This is a genomic window from Xanthomonas sp. NCPPB 1068 (assembly GCF_041479385.2).
In the GTDB taxonomy this organism is placed as follows: Bacteria; Pseudomonadota; Gammaproteobacteria; order Xanthomonadales; family Xanthomonadaceae; genus Xanthomonas; species Xanthomonas cannabis.
The window spans coordinates 1,235,789-1,254,694 of the sequence record NZ_CM192986.1; the positions used below are offsets into that span (position 1 = coordinate 1,235,789).

Genomic DNA, 18,906 nt, shown 5'->3' on the forward strand with positions numbered 1-18,906 from the left:
ACAAAAATGTAATTTTCCTTTGTAACAACTTGCAATCTGTCCTTTGTGGCGCGCCCTAATGACGTCCCGGGGACAGGGGCCCGGTGTTTCGCATCCGTTACTTCCATGTCTTAGGAGAGAGAGACGATGAAGTCGAAGTCGATGTGCACCACGCTGGGCCTGGTGGCCATGTGCCTGGCCGGGTCGGCCGCCGCTGCCGGCAAGCCGCTGTACCAGACCGGCCCGGCGCTCAGCCGCAGCGCCACTGCCACCGCTGCAGCCGAACCTGCGCTGCAACGCCTGCTGACCGCCCCGTCCACTGCCAACGCACAGGTGGTCCAGCTCGACGCCGGCGCGGTGACCGCGACGGAAAAACTGCTGGAACTGCAGCTGGACGGCCAGACCATCACCGCCACCCAAGCCAAGGTGGATGCGCTGGAAGGCGGCGACAGCGTCTGGTACGGCAACCTCGGCCCGCGCGCCGGCACCCGCGCGCGCACGTTGTCGGGTGTGGACCCGTTGAACTCGGCCATCCTGGTGCGTAGCGGCGACACCGTCACCGGCACCATCCGCTACGCCGGCAAGCTGTATCGCCTGCGTCCGCTCGCCGATGGCCGCCACGTGCTGGTGCAGGTGGACGAGCGGCGCATGCCGCAGGAGCATCCGGCCGAATACAGCCTGCTGCCGAAGTTCGACATGCCCAGCGACGGACGCGTCACCGCCGCCGCCGCGTCGTCCGGCAGCCCGGCCACCATCCGCGTGCTGGTGGTCGCCACCAACAAGGCCGTGACTGCCTATGGCGGCAACATGCAGTCGCTGGTGCAGCTGGCGGTGGCCGAGGCCAACCAGGGCTACATCAACAGCAACGTGGGCATCACCCTGCAACTGGCGCGCTACGAGACCACCAGCTACACCGAAACCGGCAACTTCACCACCGACCTGCAGCGCTTCCGTGTGACCAACGACGGCTACATGGACAGCATCCACACCAGCCGCAACACCTACACCGCCGACGTGGGCGTGATCGTGCTGGACAACAGCAGTTACTGTGGGCTGGCGTCGGGTATCGGTTCGACTGCCGCCAGCGCATTCGCATCGGTGTACTGGGATTGCGCCACCGGCTACTACAGCTTTGCGCATGAAATCGGGCATCTGCAGAGCGCACGCCACGATGCCACCAACGACCCCAGCACCTCGCCCTATGCGTACGGCCACGGCTACCGCTACGGCAACAGCTGGCGCACCATCATGGCCTACGACTGCACCAGCGGCTGCCCGCGGTTGAACTACTGGTCCAACCCCAACATCAGCTACAACGGCGTGCCGATGGGCAATGCCAGCACCGCCGACAATCAGCGCGTGCTGGTCAACACCAAGGCCACGATCGCCGGCTTCCGCTGATCCTGTTGCACGTTCACACGGCCCGGCACCGGCAGGTGCCGGGCCAATGCGCTACACCCGGGCGCGGTGATCGCGCAGACTAGACGCACCGCCGGCCGCTGCCGGCCACGTCCTGTCGAGCGGAGCCCTCATGTCCACTTTCCTGCGTTATGCGCTGCTGTGTCTGGTCGCACTGGCCGCTGCCGGCTGCCGCCAGCAACCGGCCGAGCCCGCCGCCACCGCACCCACGCCCACCGTGGAAACCCCGGCGCCGGCGACCAGCAACGATGCCCGGGCCCGCGCCCTGCATGTGCTCGAAGCGCGGTTGCAGAGCGACCACGCCTACCCGGATAACTGCATCAGCATCATCGACGAAGACGGCGATGCGCCGTCCACGGACGCCTTCGACTTTGCGGTGCGCGAGCGCCACGGCGACGGCTGCCCCGGTGACCCGCAGACCAGCCCGGTGCGTGACCGCTTCCGCGTCCAGGCCGATGGCACATTGCTCTGGTACGACGTGGTCAATGCCGATTTCGTCGACTACGCCGAGCGTGCACGTAGCACGCAATGATGTCGTGCACTCAATGGCTCGCGGCTCCACCGCCGAGCCGGGCTGGTTGAACAGCGTATAGCGCCCCGAACGACCGATGCCTGCGCGCGCTGTCGCTGCGCCGCGTGGACTACAGCGCCAGCTGCTCCAGCGACACGCCATCGGCATCCACGCGCAGCACCGAACCTTGTTCGTACCAGTCGCCCAGCACGATGCGCGTGCAGGTCTGCCCGCCTGCCTGCAGCGTGTGGATCGCGGGACGGTGGGTGTGCCCGTGAATCATTCGATCCAGTCCGTAGCGGACAAAAGTGGCCTCCACCTCGGCCGGCGACACGTCGGTGACCGTCTCAAAGCGCGACTGGTCGCCTTGTTTGAGTTCGGCATGGCGTGCCTGGCTGGCTGCACGTGCCTGCTGCGCGAACGCCACGCGCGCGGCCAATGGCTGGGCCAGGAACTGCGCCTGGAACACCGGGTCGCGCGTCTGCGCGCGGAACGCCTGGTAGGCGGTGTCGTCGGTGCACAGCAGGTCGCCATGCATCAGCAGCGTCGTATGGCCGTACAGATCGATCACGCTGGGGTCGGGCAGGATGCGGAAGCCCGCGCGCTGCGCGTAGGTATCGCCGACCAGGAAGTCGCGGTTGCCCGCCATGAAGAACACCGGCACGCCGGCGTCAGCCACTGCATGCAGTGCCACCGCGACCGCATCGGCAGCGGTGGAAGGAGTGTCATCGCCGATCCAGGCTTCGAACAGATCGCCCAGGATGTACAGCGCGTCGCTGCCGGGCACCTGCGTGCGCAGGAAATCCAGAAACAGCTCGGTGATTGCCGGCCGGGCCGGGTCCAGGTGCAGGTCGGAAATGAACAGGGTCGTCATTGCGCCATTGTACGGCGGCAGGACGGGGCGGGAATGGGGAATGGGGAATGGGGAATCGGGAATCGGGAATCGGGAATCGGGAATCGGAGAATCGGAGAATCGGAGAATCGGAGAAGCGGAGAAGCGGAGAAGCGGAGAAGCGGAGAAGCGTTTCGGCTGCGCAGCGATGGGTGTGCGAACGATTCTTGCAACTACGCCGGAGGCTGGCGATCGCCATCAGACATCCTGCGGTCGTACGCGCCGTGGGACATACGCTTGGGTGGGCAGCTTTCTGTCAGCTCACCGCATACCTTCAGCGCAAGATCCCCTCTCCCTGCGGGAGAGGGGTAGGGGTGAGGGTACGGGGCGAAGCCACGCGCTGAAGTCGCAATTGCTGCGTCATGGCTCTTTTCGACTTGTGCGAAACACCAATCGACGGCAAATGAATGAGGCTTGCGCACGGACCCTCATCCGCCCCTGCGGGGCACCTTCTCCCCCATGAAGGAGGACAATGTCCCGGCAAGAGAAAGCCGCGGCGCAGAAGCCTTGCTGCTTACTTGCCACCGTTCTGGTAACTGTCCGTTTGTCCTTACGCTTACCTGTCAGCAAGCCGCCCTCACGCAAACCGCCAGCGCTTACCCCAACATCGCCGGCAGCCCCCATAACGACAGGCTTGCCAGCAGCACGCCGATCGCCGTGGCCGCCAGCACATCGCTGGGGTAGTGCAGGCCCAGCACCACCCGCGACAGCGCCACGCCGGCCGAAAACGGCACCAGCAGCGGGGCAAGCCACGGGTAGTACGCCAGTGCCACGATGCTGAAGGACACCGCGTGCAAGGTATGGCCGGAGGGGAAACTGAACTCGTCCAGCGGCGCCACCCACGCGCGGATGCGCACATCGGCCGCGTACGGGCGCGGGCGTCGGGTCCAGCGCTTGAGCGCCTTGTACAGCGTCAATGCCAGCACGCCGGTGGCGGCCATATGCGCCGAGGCGCGAACCCCGTCCATGCCGTCGAGCACCACCAGCAGGCCCATCAGGCTGTACCAGAACACGCCATCGCCCAGCCGGCTGATGGTGGCGAAGGCGCGCCGTACCGGGTGACGTCGGCACCAGTGATTGGCGCGCCGGCACCAGCGCGCTTCGTGGCCGCGCAAGACCTCAAGCCGCGTTGACGACATAACGCCCCCGTGCCGCGGTGATGCCCAGCAACAAGGCTTCGAAATCGGACACCACGTTGTCCGGATGCAGGCGTTTCATTGCCTGCGCTGCGGCTATACCCAGGCGTTGGCGCAGTGCGTCGTCCTGGGTCAGCGCAACCGCGGCCTGGATGAATGCATCATCGGAGTCCACCGCTGCGCCGTTCTGGCCGCTGCGTAGATATTCGCGTGCGGCACCGTAGTCGAAGGCGACCGTCGCGACGCCGCTGGCCATCGCTTCCAGCGTCACGTTGCCGAAGGTCTCGCTGCGGCTGGGAAACAGAAACAGGTCGCCGCTGGCGAAGTGGCGCGCCAGCGCCTCGCCGCGCTGGATGCCGCAGAAGATGAAGTCGGGGTGCTCCTGCGCGATCTTCTCGCGCGCCGGGCCATCGCCCACCCAGACGAAGCGCGCCTCGGGGCGGGCCCGCTGCAGCGTGCGAAATGCCTGGATCGCCAACGGCAGATTCTTTTCGTTGGCGATGCGTCCGACATAGATCGCCGCAAAGCCGTCGCCGTCGATGCCCCATTCGGCGCGCAGCGCGGGATCGCGACGGCGCGGATCGAACTGCTGGCTGTCCACGGCACGCGCCAGCAGCTGCACGCGCGCAAAGCCGTCGTTGCGCAGAAACTGCAGCAGCTCGCGCGTGGGCACCAGCGTGGCATCGGCCTGGTTGTGGAACCGCCGCATCCAGCGCAATGCGGTGCCCTGCAGCCAGGCCGCGCCGTAGTCGGGCAGGTATTCGTCAAAGCGGGTGTGGAAGCCCGACGCGACCGGAATGCCCAGCCGGCGTGCCGCACGCATCGCCGACCAGCCCAACGGGCCTTCCGTGGCCACGTAGATCGCATCCGGTTGCGTCGCGCGCCAATGGCGAATGAGGCGATGAGTGGCCGGCAACCCGAATTTCAGCCCCGGGTAGCGCGGCAGCGATGCGCCGCGCACCAGCAGCGCTGCGCTCGGTACGGTGTCGGCGCTCTGGCGTGGACGTACCACATCCACCTGGTGTCCGCGTGCGCGCAGACCGGTTTCCAGTCCGTGCACGGTCAGTGCAACACCGTTGACCTCGGGGGGATAGGTTTCGGTAACGATCGCGTAGCGCATGCCCGTTCTCCCGTTTTGACTAGCTTCCGGGCATGCGATGGCATGGGTGTTGCGCCGATAAGACGTGGCGGTGACAAGCGCGACGGGAGTAGGAATTCGGGATTCGCAGAAGCGGGCTACGCCAATGTCAGCAAGCCCGCAACACATGGTCTGCCGGGATCAACAAATCCCCAATCCCGAATCCCCAATCCCGCCTGAGGCCGAAGGCCTCAGGTCACAAACGGTTTGAACGCGATCCCCAGGCCGGCCATGCTTTCGACTTCGCCGATTAGGTCGGCGCGCAGCAGCGGGCGCGAGTCGATCCAGCTTTGCGACAGGATCAACGACAGCCGCGTGTCGTCGGCGGTGAGTTCCAGGGTCGGAATCGGGTCCGACTCGTGCGCGCGGTGCAGCAACACCGCCAGCCGCAGCAGTGCGGCCTTGCGGCGGGTGGGCAGCAGCAGGCGGTCGGGCAGGGCCTCGAACGCGGTCTTGGGCACGTTGCGCCGATGCGTGCGCACCAGCGAGGCCAGCACCTGTTGCTCCTGCCGCGAAAACCCGGCGATATCCGAGTGTTCCAGGATGTAGCTACCGTGCACATGGTACTGGCTGTGCGCAATGATCAGCCCCAGCTCGTGCAGGCGTGCGGCGCGGCGCAGCACCTGCGCATCGTCGCCGTCCAGTTGCCAGGATTCGCAGACCTGGTCGAACAGCCGGCAGGCAGTGGCTTCCACGCGCTGCGCCTGTACTTCATCGATGCCATAGCGCTGCACCAGCGAGGCCACCGAGCTGTCGCGCGGGTCGTTTTCGCCGCCGCGGCCGAGCATGTCGTACAGGATGCCTTCGCGCATCGCTGCCTTGCTGACCATCAGCTTCTCCAGCCCCAGTGCCTGAAACGCGGCTTCCAGCACCAGGATGCCGCCGGCGATGATCGGGCGGCGCTCGGCGGCAAGGCCGGGCAACTGGATGTCTTCGATGCGCTTGGCCTTGAGCAGTTCATCGCGCAGCGCTGGCAACGCCTGCGCGGTGATCGCGCCCTTGGTCAGCTTCATCGCCGCGCAGATCTCGCCGATGGCCTTGTGCGTGCCGGACGAGCCGATCGCCTCATGCCAGCCCAACGCCTTGTACTGGCCGGCGAACTGCTGGAACTCGGCGCCGATCTCGGTCAGCGCATCCTTCCATTTCTTCTTCGATAATTTGCCGCCGGGGAAAAACCGCCGCGTACTGGCAATGCAACCGGCCTGCAGGCTTTCGCGTTCCAGCGTCTGGAAGCCGCGGCCGATGATGAACTCGGTCGAGCCGCCGCCGATGTCGATCACCAACCGGCGTTGGTCGGGCTTGGGCGGCTGCGCATGCGCCACGCCCAGGTAGATCAGGCGCGCTTCCTCGCGCCCGCTGACCACTTCGATCGCATGGCCCAGCGCGGTCTCCGCCGGCATCAGGAAGGCCTGCGGCGAGCGCAGCTGACGCACCGTGTTGGTCGCCAGCGCACGCACGCGCAGCGAAGGAACTTCGCGGATGCGTTGACCGAAACGTGCCAGGCATTCGAGCGCGCGCTGGCGCGCCTCGTTGGACAGGCCACCCTTGCCATCCAGGCCGTCCGCCATGCGCACGGTCTCGCGCAGGCGGTCGACGACGCGCAGCTGACCCATCAGGTAGCGCGCAATGACCATGTGGAAACTGTTGGAGCCTAGGTCGATGGCAGCGAGAAAATCGCCATCGCGCAGGGGCGGAATCGTGGGGGAAGGCATTGGCATGGCCGCATGGTAGCCGATGGGCCGTTGGCCACGTGAGAGGCCACGGCCGCGGCCTCTCAGATCCGGTCGAGCAGGGTCATCTGCGCCGAATGTGCCGGCTCGCCCGGTGCCGGCGTGCGCTTGTGGTACACGCCATCGGCATCCAGTTCCCACGCGCTGACGTTGTCGTCCAGGTAGTTCTGCAGCACTTCGCGGTAGACACGCTTGGCCAGGTCCGGGTCCAGGATCGGGAAGCAGGTTTCCACACGGCGCAGCAGGTTGCGTTCCAGCCAGTCGGCACTGGCGCAGTACAACTCGGCCGCACCGTCATTGCCGAACCAGTACACCCGGCTGTGTTCCAGGAAACGCCCCACGATCGAGCGCACGCGGATGTTGTCCGACACGCCCGGGACGCCGGGCCGCAGCGTGCAGGCGCCGCGCACGATCAGGTCGATCTGCACGCCGGCCTGCGAGGCGGCATAGAGCGCACGCACCACTTGCGGCTCGTTGAGCGCGTTCATCTTGGCGATGATGCGGCCGGGGCGGCCATTGCGGGCCAAGCGCGTCTCCCGTTCGATCCGCTTCAGCACGCCGGCATGCAGCGTAAACGGCGATTGCAGCAGCTGATCCAGCTTCATGCGCGGAGCAAGACCGGACAACTGCTGGAACAGCATGTGCACGTCGTTGCCGATCTCCGCATCAGCGGTGATCAGGCTGATGTCGGTGTAAACGCGTGCGGTGCCGCTGTGGTAGTTGCCGGTGCCCAGGTGCACGTAGCGTTTGAGCTTGCGTCCCTCACGGCGCACGATCAGCAGCATCTTGGCGTGGGTCTTGAAGCCGACCACGCCGTAGACCACCTGCACGCCGGCTTCCTGCAACTTGTCGGCCAGGCCCAGGTTGGCCTCTTCATCGAAGCGCGCGCGCAGCTCCACCACCACGGTGACGTCCTTGCCGTTGCGCGCGGCCAGAATCAATGCATCGACAATCAGCGAATCCTTGCCGGTGCGGTACAGCGTTTGCTTGATCGCCAGCACATTCGGGTCGACGGCGGCCTGACGGATCACATCCAGCACCGCAGTGAACGCATCGAAGGGGTGATGCAGCAACACATCGCCCTTGCTGACGATCTGGAAGATGCCCTCGCTGTCGCGCAAGGTGCGCGGATTGAACGCGGGGTACTTCAGCTCCGGGCGCTGCACCAGGTCGTAGACCTGGGTGACGCGGCTCAGGTTGACCGGCCCGACGATGCGGTACACCGCGTTCTCGTTCAAACCGAAGTTCTGCAGCAGGGTACGCATGATCGGCGCCGGGCAATCGTGCGCGATCTCCAGCCGCACGGCCGGCCGGTAGCCGCGCGTGACCAGCTCGTCACGCAGCGCAAGCGCGAGATTTTCGACTTCTTCCTCGTCCACCACCAGTTCGGAGTTGCGGGTGACGCGGAACTGGTACGAGCCCTTGACCTGCATGCCCGGGAACAGCTCGTCCACGAACTCGGACAGCACCGAGGACAGGAACACAAAGCTCTGCGCGCCTTCCGGCGACAGGCTGGCCGGCAACTGGATGATGCGCGGCAACGAGCGCGGCGCACGCACGATGGCCAGATGGCCGGCGCGCCCGAATGCGTCCTGGCCTTCCAGCACCACCACGATGTTCAAGGTCTTGTTGAGGATCTTCGGGAACGGGTGCGCCGGGTCCAGCCCCAGGGGCGACAGCACCGGCATGATCTCGTTGCGGAAGTAGGCGCGCAGCCAGCGCTTCTGGCGGGAATTCCACGTCGAGCGACCGAGCACGGCCACGCCGGCATCTTCCATCGCCGGGCGCAGCACTTCATTCCATGCGTGGTACTGCTGCTCGACCAGCTTGGCCGCACGGTCGTGCACCGCGTTGAGGATGGCGGTCGGGCTCAGCCCGTCCGGGGCCGGCGGCAGGCCGAACTCCTGCGCGTGCCGCACGGTGGCCGCGCGGATCTCGAAGAACTCGTCCAGATTGGTGCACGAGATGCACAAAAAACGCAGCCGTTCCAGCAGCGGAACCTGCTCGTCCAGCGCCTGCGCCAGTACCCGGAAATTGAAGTCCAGTTGCGACAGTTCCCGGTTGATGTACAGCGCCGGATCACGCAACGGATCGGTGGCGATGTCGTCGCCGGGTGTGATGTCGTGCAGTTGTTTGGCGTGGCCCATGGAGTCGGTCATCAAGACGGAAAGTGTGCGTGTTTGCCGCGCGTGCCATGCAGCGAAGGTAACGCGGTGTGCGCGTTACGCGCCCATCGCAGCGCATGCTCCCTACATATCACGCCGAGCGTGACAGTGGCAGGGAGTGCTCGCGCTGCACGATGCGTGCAGCGACGAAATGACACGAGAATTCGCTGCCGCGTCCCACTTCGCTTTCGATCTCCAGGCGCGCCTGGTGCAGGCCCAGGATGTGCTTGACGATCGACAGCCCCAGCCCGGTGCCGCCACTCTCGCGCGAGCGGCTGCTGGACACGCGATAGAAGCGCTCGGTGATGCGCGGCAGATGCGAGGCGGGGATGCCGTAACCGGTATCGCGCACCGCCAGCGCCGCGCCGTCGCCTTCGCGCACGAAGCGGATCGTCACCGTGCCGCCGCCGGGTGTATAGCGCACCGCGTTGGTCACCAGGTTGGAAAACGCGCTGTGCAGTTCCTTGTTGGAGCCGAGCAGATCCACCCCGGCCTCGTCGATCACTTCAACCGTGTGCCGGCCCTGGCTGTGCGCCTCGGCCTCGCGGCGCAGGGTGGAGAGCATCGGCGCCATCGCCACGTGTTCTTCGCCGAGCTCTTCCTGCGATTCCAGTCGCGACAGGGTCAGCAGGTCTTCCACCAGCTGCGCCATGCGCTGCGATTGCTTGCGCATCTCCGCCAGCATCGGGCCGGAGTCCGGGAAGTCTTCCGGGTCGAGCATGTCCAGGTAGCCGTGCACCACCGTCAACGGCGTGCGCAGCTCGTGCGAGACATTGGCCACGAAGTCGCGGCGGACCTGCTCCAGGCGCAACAGCTTGCTGACATCGCGCGCCACCAGCAGCCAGTAGTCGTCCGAGTACGGGATCAGGCGCAGGTTCAAGCGCAGGTCCGGGTCCACGGGCGAGGGCGCATCCAGCATCGGCTCGGCATTGCGGCCGGCCGCCAGCCAATGTGCCAGCGGCAGCGGTTGCAGGCGTTCCACCACCGACACGCCCATGTCGCCGGGATGATGCAGCCCAAGCAGGCCGCCCGCGGCCTTGTTGAACCACTGCACGCGCTGGCTGTTGCGGTCCACCACCACCACCGCATCCGGCAACGCCTGCGCGGCGGCGCGGTAGGTGCGCAGCATGTCGATCAGGCGACGCTTGCGCCCGCGCATTTCGGCCTGGCTGCGATACAGCAGCCGGTCCAGCTCGTTCCAGGCGCCGACGCCGGCAGCAGGCTCGGCACGCTGGCGTGCGGTGAGCCGGCGCAGCACCTGACGCAGCCGCCAGTAATGCCAGGCCAGGACGCCCAATGCAGTGAGCGTCAGCGCCATCCATACATGCCCGATCAGCACGCCGGCCACGACGGCAGCGCCCAGCAACAGCGCAAGGGTGCCGAGCGTCTTGAGCCAGGCGGAACGGATATGTTGGGGCATGGAAGGCGTGATCACGAAGCGTCAGGTAGGCAGCCGCCCCGGCCAGAGCGCGGCCGGGCGGCTTGGCGGCACGTCAGGTCGCCGAAGAAAAACGATAGCCCGAGCCACGCACGGTCTGCACCATGTTCTCCAGGCCGAACGGCTCCAGCGTCTTGCGCAGGCGGCGGATGTGCACGTCGATGGTGCGCTCTTCCACATACACGCTGCCGCCCCAGACATGGTCCAGCAGCTGGGTCCGCGTGTACACGCGCTCGGGGTGGGTCATGAAGAAATGCAGCAAACGATATTCGGTCGGGCCGATCGGCACCGGCGCATCGCCGGCGAACACGCGGTGCGCGGCGCCATCGATGCGCAGCCGGCCCACGGCCACGCTGCCGTCCTCGTCGTCCTCGCGGGTGCGCCGCATCACCGCACGGATCCGTGCCAGCAGCTCGCGTGCCGAAAACGGCTTGACCACGTAATCGTCGACGCCGGCTTCCAGGCCGCCGACGCGGTCGTTCTCTTCGCCGCGCGCGGTGAGCATGATGATCGGAATCTCGCGGGTCAGCTGCTCCTTGCGCCAGCGGCGGGCAAGATCCAGGCCGCTGGTGCCGGGCAGCATCCAGTCCAGCAGGATCAGGTCGGGCACGCGGTCGGCGATGGCGGTCTGCGCCTCGCGGGCGTCGCCGGCGTGGATGGGCTCGAACTCGCCCTTGCGCAGCGCGAACGCCACCATGTCGCGGATCGCGGGTTCGTCATCGACGATCAGAATGCGTTTCTGCACGCGGGGCTTACCGTCTGGCTTTGGTGATCGCCAGTAGACTACGGTTTTGTGACTCTCATGTGACATGCCGGGCGCAGGCTGCAGCCAGACTGCGGTTCTGTGAAGCGGGCTGGGCTGGTAGTGCGGCGGCGGTATCGACGGTTGCAGGATGCGGCGGTCGGGCCGGCTCCTCGCACCCGGCGACATCAGCGCGTGGACAGGTCCGGGTCGCGGATGCCCTGACGGCGCAGCTCCAGCACCGTTGGCGTGATCGCGGCGATGCGGGCATCCACGCGTGCCCGTGTCACATAGTCCAGGTCCTTCTTCTTCAGTGCTTCCAGCTGGATCAGCGCCTGCTCCGGGCGCCCATTCAAGTAAGCAGACTCGGCATAGGCTTCGCTGGCGCGCAGATGATCGCCGGCCAGCTCGCAGGCACGCGCATAGGTCTGCTGCAGCAGCGGGTCCTCGCCACTGCGGTACAGCAACGGTTCCAGCACCTGCCGCGCGCGCTGGCCGGACTCCTTGCTGGCCTGCTCGTTGAGCGCGCCGGCATAGGTCAGTGCCACCGCGCGGTTGCTCGGCAGTTGCTTGAGCAGCGCATCGAAGCGCGCATTGGCCGCTTCGCGCTGCCCCACGCGCGCCTGCGCCTCGCTCAGGCCCAGCGCCAGCCACAGGTTGTCCGGGTGCGCCTCGAGCAGGCTGGTCAGCTCGGCCACCGGCTCGCTGGGCCGGCTGCCGCTGTTGCGCAGCCGCGCCAGCGCCAGCCCGTAGCGCTGCGCATCGCTCAGCCCCTGCTTGGCGCTGCGGCGCAGGTTTTCGTACTCGCGAATGGCTGCGTCCGGGGTGCTTGCACTGAGCACGCGCAGGCGTTCCTTGGCCCAGTCGAAACCCTGCTGGTCGCCGCCGCGGCTGAGCGCATCCACCGGCAGCCGCAGCGTATAGGGAAGCAGTGCGTTGCCGTTGCGACTCAACGGCTCCGACAGGCTCGGGTCTGCCGGGTCCACGCGTTCCTGGCGCGTTCCGCCCGGCACCGAGGTGGTCAGCACCACGGTGTTCTTCTTCATCTGTTCGGCGCGTGCCTTGGCCTCGCTGATGCGGGTGGTGGTGACCGGGTGGGTCTGCAGGAAGTCCGGGGCGCTGTAGCCGCCCTCGTTGGCACGCATCGCCACCGACATGCGCTCGAAGAAGCCGGCCATCGCGTCCACGTCGTAGCCGCTGCGCACCAGCGTGCGGATGCCCAGTCGGTCGGCCTCGGATTCGTTGGAGCGGGTGTAGTCGATCTGGCGTTGCTGCATCAGCCCCATCGCACTGGTGATGGTGGCCATGGTGGCATCGCCCTTGGAGTTGCCGCCGGCCTGCTGCGCGGCGACCACCGCGGCCAGCATGCCGAGCAGGATCGGGATCTGGTCGCGCTGGGCCCGCTCCACCCCGCGCAGCACATGCTGCTGGGTGACGTGGGCGATTTCGTGCGACAGCACCGCCGCCACCTCGTCCTCGCGCTCGGCGGTCAGCACCAGCCCGGCGTTGACCGCGATATAGCCGCCCAGGGTGGCGAACGCATTGATCTGGCGGTCGCGCAACATGAAAAACGTAAACGGCTGCTGCGGTTGATCGCTGTTGGCGCCCAGCCGGGTGCCCATGGTCTGCAGCCAATCGCCGATCAGCGGGTCGTCCAGCACGTAGTCGTAATTGCGCAGCTCGGCCAGCATCATCTTGCCGTACTCGGCCTGACGCGCCGGGGTCAGCAGCTCGCCGGCCGAGGAACCGATATCGGGCAGGCGGCTTTCCTGCGCGGGTGCCACACCCACGGCGACGGCCAGCGTAAGGGCGGTGGCAAGCGGAAGCAGGCGCAAGTGGAACTCCCAGGTGATGCGCGGAGCATGCGGGCAGCGCAGCGCAGCGGCGTGAATCGGCAATTAATCCACAGTGTTGCGGTGACGACATGGAAATTCCAGTCGCCCGCTACCATGTGTCAGACCTCAGACCAACCACGGAGTTTCCCGTGAGCCAAGACCATACCGTGCAGGACGCCGCCGGCGGCCCACATATCACCCTGTATTCCACCGCCATCTGCCCGTATTGCGTGGCCGCCAAGAACTTCCTCAAGAGCAAGGGCCAGACCTGGACCGAGGTGCGCATCGACCTGGACCCGGCCGAGCGCAACAAGATGGTCGCCCTGGCCAAGCGCACCAGCGTGCCGCAGATCTTCGTCGGCGACGTCCATGTGGGCGGCTACGACGACATGATGGCCCTGCATCGCGCCGGCAAGCTCGAGCCGCTGCTGGCCGGCAGCACGGGCGGGCAGGCATGAGTGGTTCCGACGACGGCAGCGCCGACCGCCTGCGCGAGTTCACCGAATTCCGCCAGCGCATGAACCAGCGCATCCTGGCCGAGCCCAACCAGGTGGTGCGGCGTTTCTTTGCGCTGGACACCCAGACCTACCAGGCCGGTGCGCTGGACGTGAAAACCAAGGAGCTGCTCGGTCTGGTGGCCTCGATGGTGCTGCGCTGTGACGACTGCATCAGCTACCACGTCGCCCAGTGCAAAGAGGCTGGCGTGAGCCGTGAAGAGTTCTTCGAAACCTTCTCGGTCGGACTGGTGGTCGGCGGCTCCATCGTGATCCCGCATCTGCGCCGCGCAGTGGATTTTCTCGACCAGCTCGAAGGCGGCGCGCAGGCGCCGGCGCAGCACGCGCACGAGTGAGGGGCCGAGCCGGGCGGCTGCATGCCGCTCGGGATTGGCGATTTGGAATTGGGAATTCGTCAAAAGACAGGTCGCGCGCCGCCGTCAGGGCGGCGCGTTGCGTTCGGGTGCTCGGCCGCCCCACGCCGACAGCATGCGTAGCCAGCGTGCCCGCGGCGGCGTAAGCCGGCCGCACGCATTGGTGGGCTCGCTGTGCTGTCGACGTACGTACCGCGCAGGATGGGCGGGTGCTCGGAGCGGTCAGGGGTTTGGCGGCAGGTGACGCGCTGATACCGGGGTCTCGGTAGGCGGCAGTCTCCGCACAGCGGCCGGCGCCTGTGGTTTGCGTCGTCGCGCATGCGCCTGCCAGGCAGCCTGGCCTGGCAAGGGTCGGAGGCGTCCGCATCCGTCGGCCGCGCAGCGACTGCCGCGCCCTGCCTGCGCCGTGCCAGCCGCTCTTAGACCAAGGTCGGTTTGGGCGCCTTCACCGGCATCGGGCATAATTGCCCGTGAAACCTCCTTGCGCCGATCTGCCGGGTTCGACGGCTGGCGCTCCCCCCTTCAAGTTCGGAAACCCAACGATATGACGCAGACAATCACGGTCATCCGCGGCGACGGTATTGGCCCGGAGATCATGGATGCCACGCTGTTCGTGCTCGATGCGCTGCAAGCTGGCCTGACCTACGAGTACGCCGACGCTGGCCTGGTCGCGCTGGAAAAGCACGGCGATCTGCTGCCCGAGTCCACCCTGGCGTCGATCACCAAGAACAAGGTGGCGCTGAAAAGCCCGCTGACCACGCCGGTCGGCGAAGGTTTCAGCTCGATCAACGTCGCCATGCGTCGCAAGTTCGACCTGTACGCCAACGTGCGTCCTGCCAAGTCGTTCCCGAACACCAAGTCGCGTTTCGCCGATGGAGTGGACCTGATCACCGTCCGCGAGAACACCGAAGGTGCCTACCTGAGCGAAGGCCAGACCGTGTCCGAGGATGGCGAGACCGCGTTCTCCGGCACCCGGATCACCCGCAAGGGCTCCGAGCGCATCGTGCGCTATGCCTTCGACCTGGCGCGCGCCACCGGCCGCAAGAAGGTCACCGCGGTGCACAAGGCCAACATCATCAAGTCGACCTCGGGCCTGTTCCTGAAGGTGGCACGTGACGTGGCCGCGCAGTACCCGGAAATCGAATTCCAGGAAATGATCGTCGACAACACCTGCATGCAGCTGGTGATGCGTCCGGAGCAGTTCGACATCATCGTGACCACCAACCTGTTCGGCGACATCATCTCCGACCTGTGTGCCGGTCTGGTCGGCGGCCTGGGTCTGGCCCCGGGCGCCAACATCGGTCTGGACGCGGCGATTTTCGAAGCCGTGCACGGCTCGGCGCCGGATATTGCAGGGCAGGGCAAGGCCAACCCGTGCGCGTTGCTGCTGGGTGCCGCGCAGATGCTGGACCACATCGGTCAGCCGCAGAACGCCGAGCGCCTGCGCGAAGCCATCGTGGCCACCCTGGAAGCCAAGGACTCGCTGACCCCCGACCTGGGCGGCACCGGCAACACCATGGGCTTTGCCAAGGCCATCGCCAGCCGCCTCTGAGCGCACTGGCAACGCCGCACAAAAAGAAAGGGCGCCCAGGGCGCCCTTTCTTTTGCTTGGAAATGTCTGAAGCCACTCCATGCCATAGATCGCAGGGAAACGCTCTAGCGATTCCCCAATCCCGATTCCCCGCTTAGTTCCGCGACTGCAGCTTCGACAGCAAGCGCAGGAACTCGATGTACAGCCACACCAGCGTCACCATCAGGCCGAACGCGCCGTACCACTCCATGTGCTTGGGTGCGCCCTGCTCGACACCGCTCTCGATGAAGTCGAAATCCAGCACCAGGTTCAGTGCCGCCACCACCACCACGAACAGGCTGAAGCCGATGCCGACCAGGCCCGAGTCGTGGATGAAGGGAATCCGCACGCCGAAAAAGCCCAGGACAATTGTCGCCAGATACACCAGCGCGATGCCGCCGGTAGCCGCCACCACGCCCAGCTTGAAGTTCTCGGTTGCCTTGATCATGCCGCTGCGGTACGCGAACAGCAGCGCGAACATGGTGCCGAAGGTCAGCAGGACCGCCTGGAATACGATGCCGTTGAAGCGTGCTTCGTACACGGCCGATATCGAACCCAGGAAGAAACCTTCCACCAGTGCGTACAGCGGCGCGGTGATCGGCGCCCAGGTCGGCTTGAAGCTGGTCGCCAGCGCGAACACCAGACCGCCGATCGCACCGGCAATCATGTAGATACGTGCGGCCGGCAGCGGGACGCCGTCGGCGCCAAGCGATTGCGACCACGCGAACGCGGCGGTGAGGACCGCCATCAGCAACAGCAGCCCGGTCTTGTTGACCGTGCCGTTGAGTGTCATCGCCTGACCATCGCGGGTGACCACCGAGCCGGAGCCGAGGTCGAGGAACGTGGATTCCCGGAGGGCCGGGTTACCGCTACGCATGCGTGTTCTCCATGAAAGTGTGTGCTCGCCGAGTTGACGAGCGTTGTTGCGAGGATACCGGATCGCCCAATTTACACTGGGTGATTGACAGCGAGGCCAATCGTTCCCAAAATAGCCGACCTTTCCAGCCTTCGGGATTGAAAGGTCCCGCCGGGGTATAGCGCAGTCTGGTAGCGCGCCTGCTTTGGGAGCAGGATGTCGGGGGTTCGAATCCCTCTACCCCGACCATTCCGAGCTCCTGACGGCGTGGGAATGCGAAGTTCGGTCCGGGCGCCCGTAGCTCAACCGGATAGAGCACCGGCCTTCTAAGCCGGCGGTTACAGGTTCGAGTCCTGTCGGGCGCGCCATCGGCGGTACGGTAGGAAGCAGGTTTTCAGTGGTGGCTGTAGCTCAGCTGGTTAGAGTACTGGATTGTGATTCCAGATGTCGGGGGTTCGAGTCCCCTCAGCCACCCCACTGAATGACAGGCAAGTGCAGGAAAGTTTGACCCGATGCGTCGCGGGGTGTTGCAACGAAGCAAAAACGCGCATACAATGTGCGACCAGTTTCAGGGCCGTTAGCTCAGTTGGTAGAGCAGTTGACTCTTAATCAATAGGTCCAAGGTTCGAATCCTTGACGGCCCACCAGACAGGCAGCCACTCAGCGCAAGTTGAGTGGCTGTTTTTCTTTGCGCAGATGCTTGTCGCAGACGCAGGCAATCTTGGCCTGCGTGGCATCCGGCGCGTCATTGCTGTGTGCAATGACTGCCGGCGCGTCGGGCGCCAAATCAGTGGCGCCCGGCTTTTTCATCCTGGCAACGGCATCGTCGCTGTGCAGACGGCGGCAATGCGCTGCGCGCCGTCCTGGTGTTGCGTGCGTCCCGGGCCGCTGTGCGCAAGCGCCTGCGCTCAGCGTTGCTTGTCCAGCAACTGCTGGCGCACGGCGATCATGCAGCTTTCCTTGCTGGCCAGATGTGCCAGGGCATCGTTGTCGGCGGGATCGCCGCTGCCCACATCCACCACCGAGACCTGAGTGCTGCCGCGGCGCTTGAAGGCGTCGATGGCGGTGCTCGCGTTCTTCAGTGGCACGGTGGCGTCATTGGAGGAGCCGCAGAGCAATGTGCGCGTCCGTGGCGTCCAGTCCAGCAGATCGTTGCGCACCAGGTCCTGGCGGAACCGGTTGTTGGGGTTACGCAGGAAGTCCTTGTAGAAGCTCGGCTGGAAATAGCTGCCGACCTTGTCGATCGTCGGCAACAGTCCGCCGACGGCCAGATCGATCAGATCGTTCTTGCCCGGGAAAAGGCCTTCGACTTTTCCCGCCCACGGGTCCTGGAACACCTGTGACGGCGAGAGGTAGACATTCTGGTAGGCGTGCTGCATGCCGACCAGGGCGTAGGTCACCAGCACCAGGCCGAACGTGCTTTCGCCAACGGCATTGCGTCCGCTCCAGCTGTCCAGGAAGGTCTGGCTCAATGCATACGGGCCGGAAATCGGCGCGCTGGCGGCCAGCTTGAACTCGTTGGGATAGTGCGCCTCGATTTCGCGCTGGGTTGCCATGGCGGCGTGACCACCTTGCGAGTAGCCCGACAGCATCACCTTGCCCGACAGCGGGGTGTTCAGCCGTGCCAGGACCTGGCGGGCGGCGCGCATCGCATCGATGGTCGCGCTGGCTTCGCTGTCCGCGTGCAGGTAGGGGTGGAATGGATAGGTGGACTTGCCCAGGCCCAAATAATCGGTGCTGACCACCACGTATCCCCGGCCGGCCAGTCGGGTAACGATCGGGTCATCGCCCTTTGCGTCACGAATCTCCTTGGCCTGCTCTGCGGCACGTTGCGGTTCGGTGCCTGGGTCCCAGCTCAGCAACGGATAGGGGCCTGTGCAGCTGGCACCACCTGGCACGAGCAATACGCCAGACGCCGTGGTCGGTTCGCCCTTCACGCCGACCGTTGCATAGGTGAACTCGGCCACCCTGACATCGCATTTGGGCAGGTCGCTGGCCTTGTCGTTGGGCAGCAATGCAGCAAGCGCGGTGCGGGTATAGCTGGTGAGGAAGTTGCTGTTGAGCAGGGTGCCACGCGCAGGCGATGCCATCGCGATCACGGGCAGGAAGGCCAGCGCAGTTCCAATGGCGGTGAACAGACGTGATGCATTGCGATTTCGTTTGTTTCCCATGGCGGATGTCCTGATGTGCGACCGCAGGTGAATGCGGCTGCGTGGGGGAGTGGTGGGACGCTTCAAGGTGTCGGCTGCGACAGTGGTGGCATGGATCGCATGCAATCGGCGCTTTGTCAGCGGGGTGTGTGGATCGAGGCAAACGCGGTGCCCTGATCGGCAGTGACGGCGTTGCGACAGGTAATGGATGGGTGCTGGCGAGGCCCTGACTGTTCAGGAGGCCAGACTATGGGCCTGTGGATCAGGGCCGCATTCCGCAACAACGAAGCGCGCACTCCCGGCGCGAATGCGCGAAGTGTCACGCACGTCTTCGCCTGTATCGATTCATCGGATGTTGGACGCGGCTGCCTGGACGCAGGCCAGCATCAGTGCGCCAGCGGCTGCCGCTTTCCGGGTGCAAGGGCCAGTCGGGACGAGTCGGTGTCACTAGGCGGTTCGATCGCCATCCAGGCTGCG

Annotated in this window: 16 protein-coding genes and 4 tRNA genes; 9 read left to right on the forward strand and 11 right to left on the reverse strand. The window is 65.8% G+C overall.

The window, feature by feature from the left end; translation table 11 throughout:
- Nucleotides 1-126 precede the first annotated feature (126 nt).
- Entirely contained in the window at nt 127-1,380 is a 1,254-nt protein-coding gene (locus ACCQ12_RS05295) for a zinc-dependent metalloprotease (RefSeq protein ID WP_228333410.1), read from the forward strand.
- Between the two features lie 130 nt (nt 1,381-1,510).
- A complete protein-coding gene (locus tag ACCQ12_RS05300) occupies nt 1,511-1,930 on the forward strand; it encodes a hypothetical protein (protein WP_047695397.1) in 420 nt (139 codons plus the stop codon).
- 109 nt (nt 1,931-2,039) lie between these two features.
- On the opposite strand, the gene lpxH is transcribed toward ACCQ12_RS05300, so the two are convergent.
- From lpxH to ACCQ12_RS05340, 8 genes are all read right to left on the reverse strand, one after another.
- The gene (gene lpxH, locus ACCQ12_RS05305) at nt 2,040-2,783 is read right to left on the reverse strand and encodes a UDP-2,3-diacylglucosamine diphosphatase (RefSeq protein ID WP_104581150.1); all 744 of its coding nucleotides are present in this window, start codon (nt 2,781-2,783) and stop codon (nt 2,040-2,042) included.
- Between the two features lie 614 nt (nt 2,784-3,397).
- Nucleotides 3,398-3,940 (reverse strand): phosphatase PAP2 family protein, encoded by a 543-nt coding sequence (locus ACCQ12_RS05310; RefSeq protein ID WP_104581075.1) that lies wholly within the window; start codon nt 3,938-3,940, stop codon nt 3,398-3,400.
- Nucleotides 3,921-5,057, reverse strand: a complete 1,137-nt coding sequence (locus ACCQ12_RS05315) for a glycosyltransferase family 4 protein (RefSeq protein WP_372383098.1) — start codon at nt 5,055-5,057, stop codon at nt 3,921-3,923. The genes ACCQ12_RS05310 and ACCQ12_RS05315 overlap by 20 nt, the downstream gene beginning before the upstream one ends.
- A 209-nt stretch (nt 5,058-5,266) precedes the next feature.
- The gene (gene ppx, locus ACCQ12_RS05320) at nt 5,267-6,787 is read right to left on the reverse strand and encodes an exopolyphosphatase (protein ID WP_179455073.1); all 1,521 of its coding nucleotides are present in this window, start codon (nt 6,785-6,787) and stop codon (nt 5,267-5,269) included.
- 62 nt (nt 6,788-6,849) lie between these two features.
- The gene (gene ppk1, locus ACCQ12_RS05325; protein ID WP_166751514.1) at nt 6,850-8,952 is read right to left on the reverse strand and encodes a polyphosphate kinase 1; all 2,103 of its coding nucleotides are present in this window, start codon (nt 8,950-8,952) and stop codon (nt 6,850-6,852) included.
- A 109-nt stretch (nt 8,953-9,061) separates the two neighbouring features.
- A complete protein-coding gene (gene phoR, locus ACCQ12_RS05330) occupies nt 9,062-10,390 on the reverse strand; it encodes a phosphate regulon sensor histidine kinase PhoR (RefSeq protein WP_039412235.1) in 1,329 nt (442 codons plus the stop codon).
- 73 nt (nt 10,391-10,463) lie between these two features.
- The gene (gene phoB / locus ACCQ12_RS05335) at nt 10,464-11,153 is read right to left on the reverse strand and encodes a phosphate regulon transcriptional regulator PhoB (RefSeq protein WP_002806631.1); all 690 of its coding nucleotides are present in this window, start codon (nt 11,151-11,153) and stop codon (nt 10,464-10,466) included.
- Between the two features lie 185 nt (nt 11,154-11,338).
- The gene (locus tag ACCQ12_RS05340; protein ID WP_372383099.1) at nt 11,339-12,985 is read right to left on the reverse strand and encodes a M48 family metalloprotease; all 1,647 of its coding nucleotides are present in this window, start codon (nt 12,983-12,985) and stop codon (nt 11,339-11,341) included.
- Between the two features lie 149 nt (nt 12,986-13,134).
- On the opposite strand from ACCQ12_RS05340, the gene grxC reads away from it, so the two are divergent.
- From grxC to ACCQ12_RS05355, 3 genes are all read left to right on the forward strand, one after another.
- Complete coding sequence (gene grxC / locus ACCQ12_RS05345) at nt 13,135-13,443, forward strand: glutaredoxin 3 (protein WP_039412239.1); 309 nt, start codon at nt 13,135-13,137, stop codon at nt 13,441-13,443.
- On the forward strand, nt 13,440-13,835 hold the full coding sequence (locus ACCQ12_RS05350) for a carboxymuconolactone decarboxylase family protein (protein ID WP_039412241.1): 396 nt from the start codon (nt 13,440-13,442) through the stop codon (nt 13,833-13,835). The genes grxC and ACCQ12_RS05350 overlap by 4 nt, the downstream gene beginning before the upstream one ends.
- Before the next feature lie 562 nt (nt 13,836-14,397).
- Nucleotides 14,398-15,405: an isocitrate dehydrogenase gene (locus tag ACCQ12_RS05355; protein WP_010368534.1), complete on the forward strand. Its 1,008-nt coding sequence runs from the start codon at nt 14,398-14,400 to the stop codon at nt 15,403-15,405.
- A gap of 133 nt (nt 15,406-15,538) precedes the next feature.
- On the opposite strand, the gene ACCQ12_RS05360 is transcribed toward ACCQ12_RS05355, so the two are convergent.
- A complete protein-coding gene (locus tag ACCQ12_RS05360; RefSeq protein ID WP_039403972.1) occupies nt 15,539-16,300 on the reverse strand; it encodes a Bax inhibitor-1/YccA family protein in 762 nt (253 codons plus the stop codon).
- A gap of 151 nt (nt 16,301-16,451) precedes the next feature.
- Here ACCQ12_RS05360 and ACCQ12_RS05365 point away from each other — a divergent pair.
- The 4 genes from ACCQ12_RS05365 (at nt 16,452) to ACCQ12_RS05380 (ending at nt 16,926) form a co-directional block, all read left to right on the forward strand.
- Nucleotides 16,452-16,528 (forward strand) — tRNA-Pro (locus tag ACCQ12_RS05365).
- A 42-nt stretch (nt 16,529-16,570) separates the two neighbouring features.
- Nucleotides 16,571-16,647, forward strand: a tRNA-Arg gene (locus ACCQ12_RS05370).
- Nucleotides 16,648-16,679: 32 nt separating this feature from the next.
- Nucleotides 16,680-16,756, forward strand: a tRNA-His gene (locus tag ACCQ12_RS05375).
- A gap of 94 nt (nt 16,757-16,850) precedes the next feature.
- Nucleotides 16,851-16,926: transfer RNA gene (locus tag ACCQ12_RS05380), tRNA-Lys, on the forward strand.
- Nucleotides 16,927-16,939: 13 nt separating this feature from the next.
- Here the strand turns inward: ACCQ12_RS05380 and ACCQ12_RS05385 are convergent.
- Together ACCQ12_RS05385 and ACCQ12_RS05390 are read right to left on the reverse strand one after the other, a co-directional pair.
- On the reverse strand, nt 16,940-17,089 hold the full coding sequence (locus ACCQ12_RS05385) for a hypothetical protein (RefSeq protein WP_158255459.1): 150 nt from the start codon (nt 17,087-17,089) through the stop codon (nt 16,940-16,942).
- 98 nt (nt 17,090-17,187) lie between these two features.
- A complete protein-coding gene (locus ACCQ12_RS05390) occupies nt 17,188-18,450 on the reverse strand; it encodes a lipase family protein (protein ID WP_104581080.1) in 1,263 nt (420 codons plus the stop codon).
- Nucleotides 18,451-18,906: the final 456 nt, after the last annotated feature.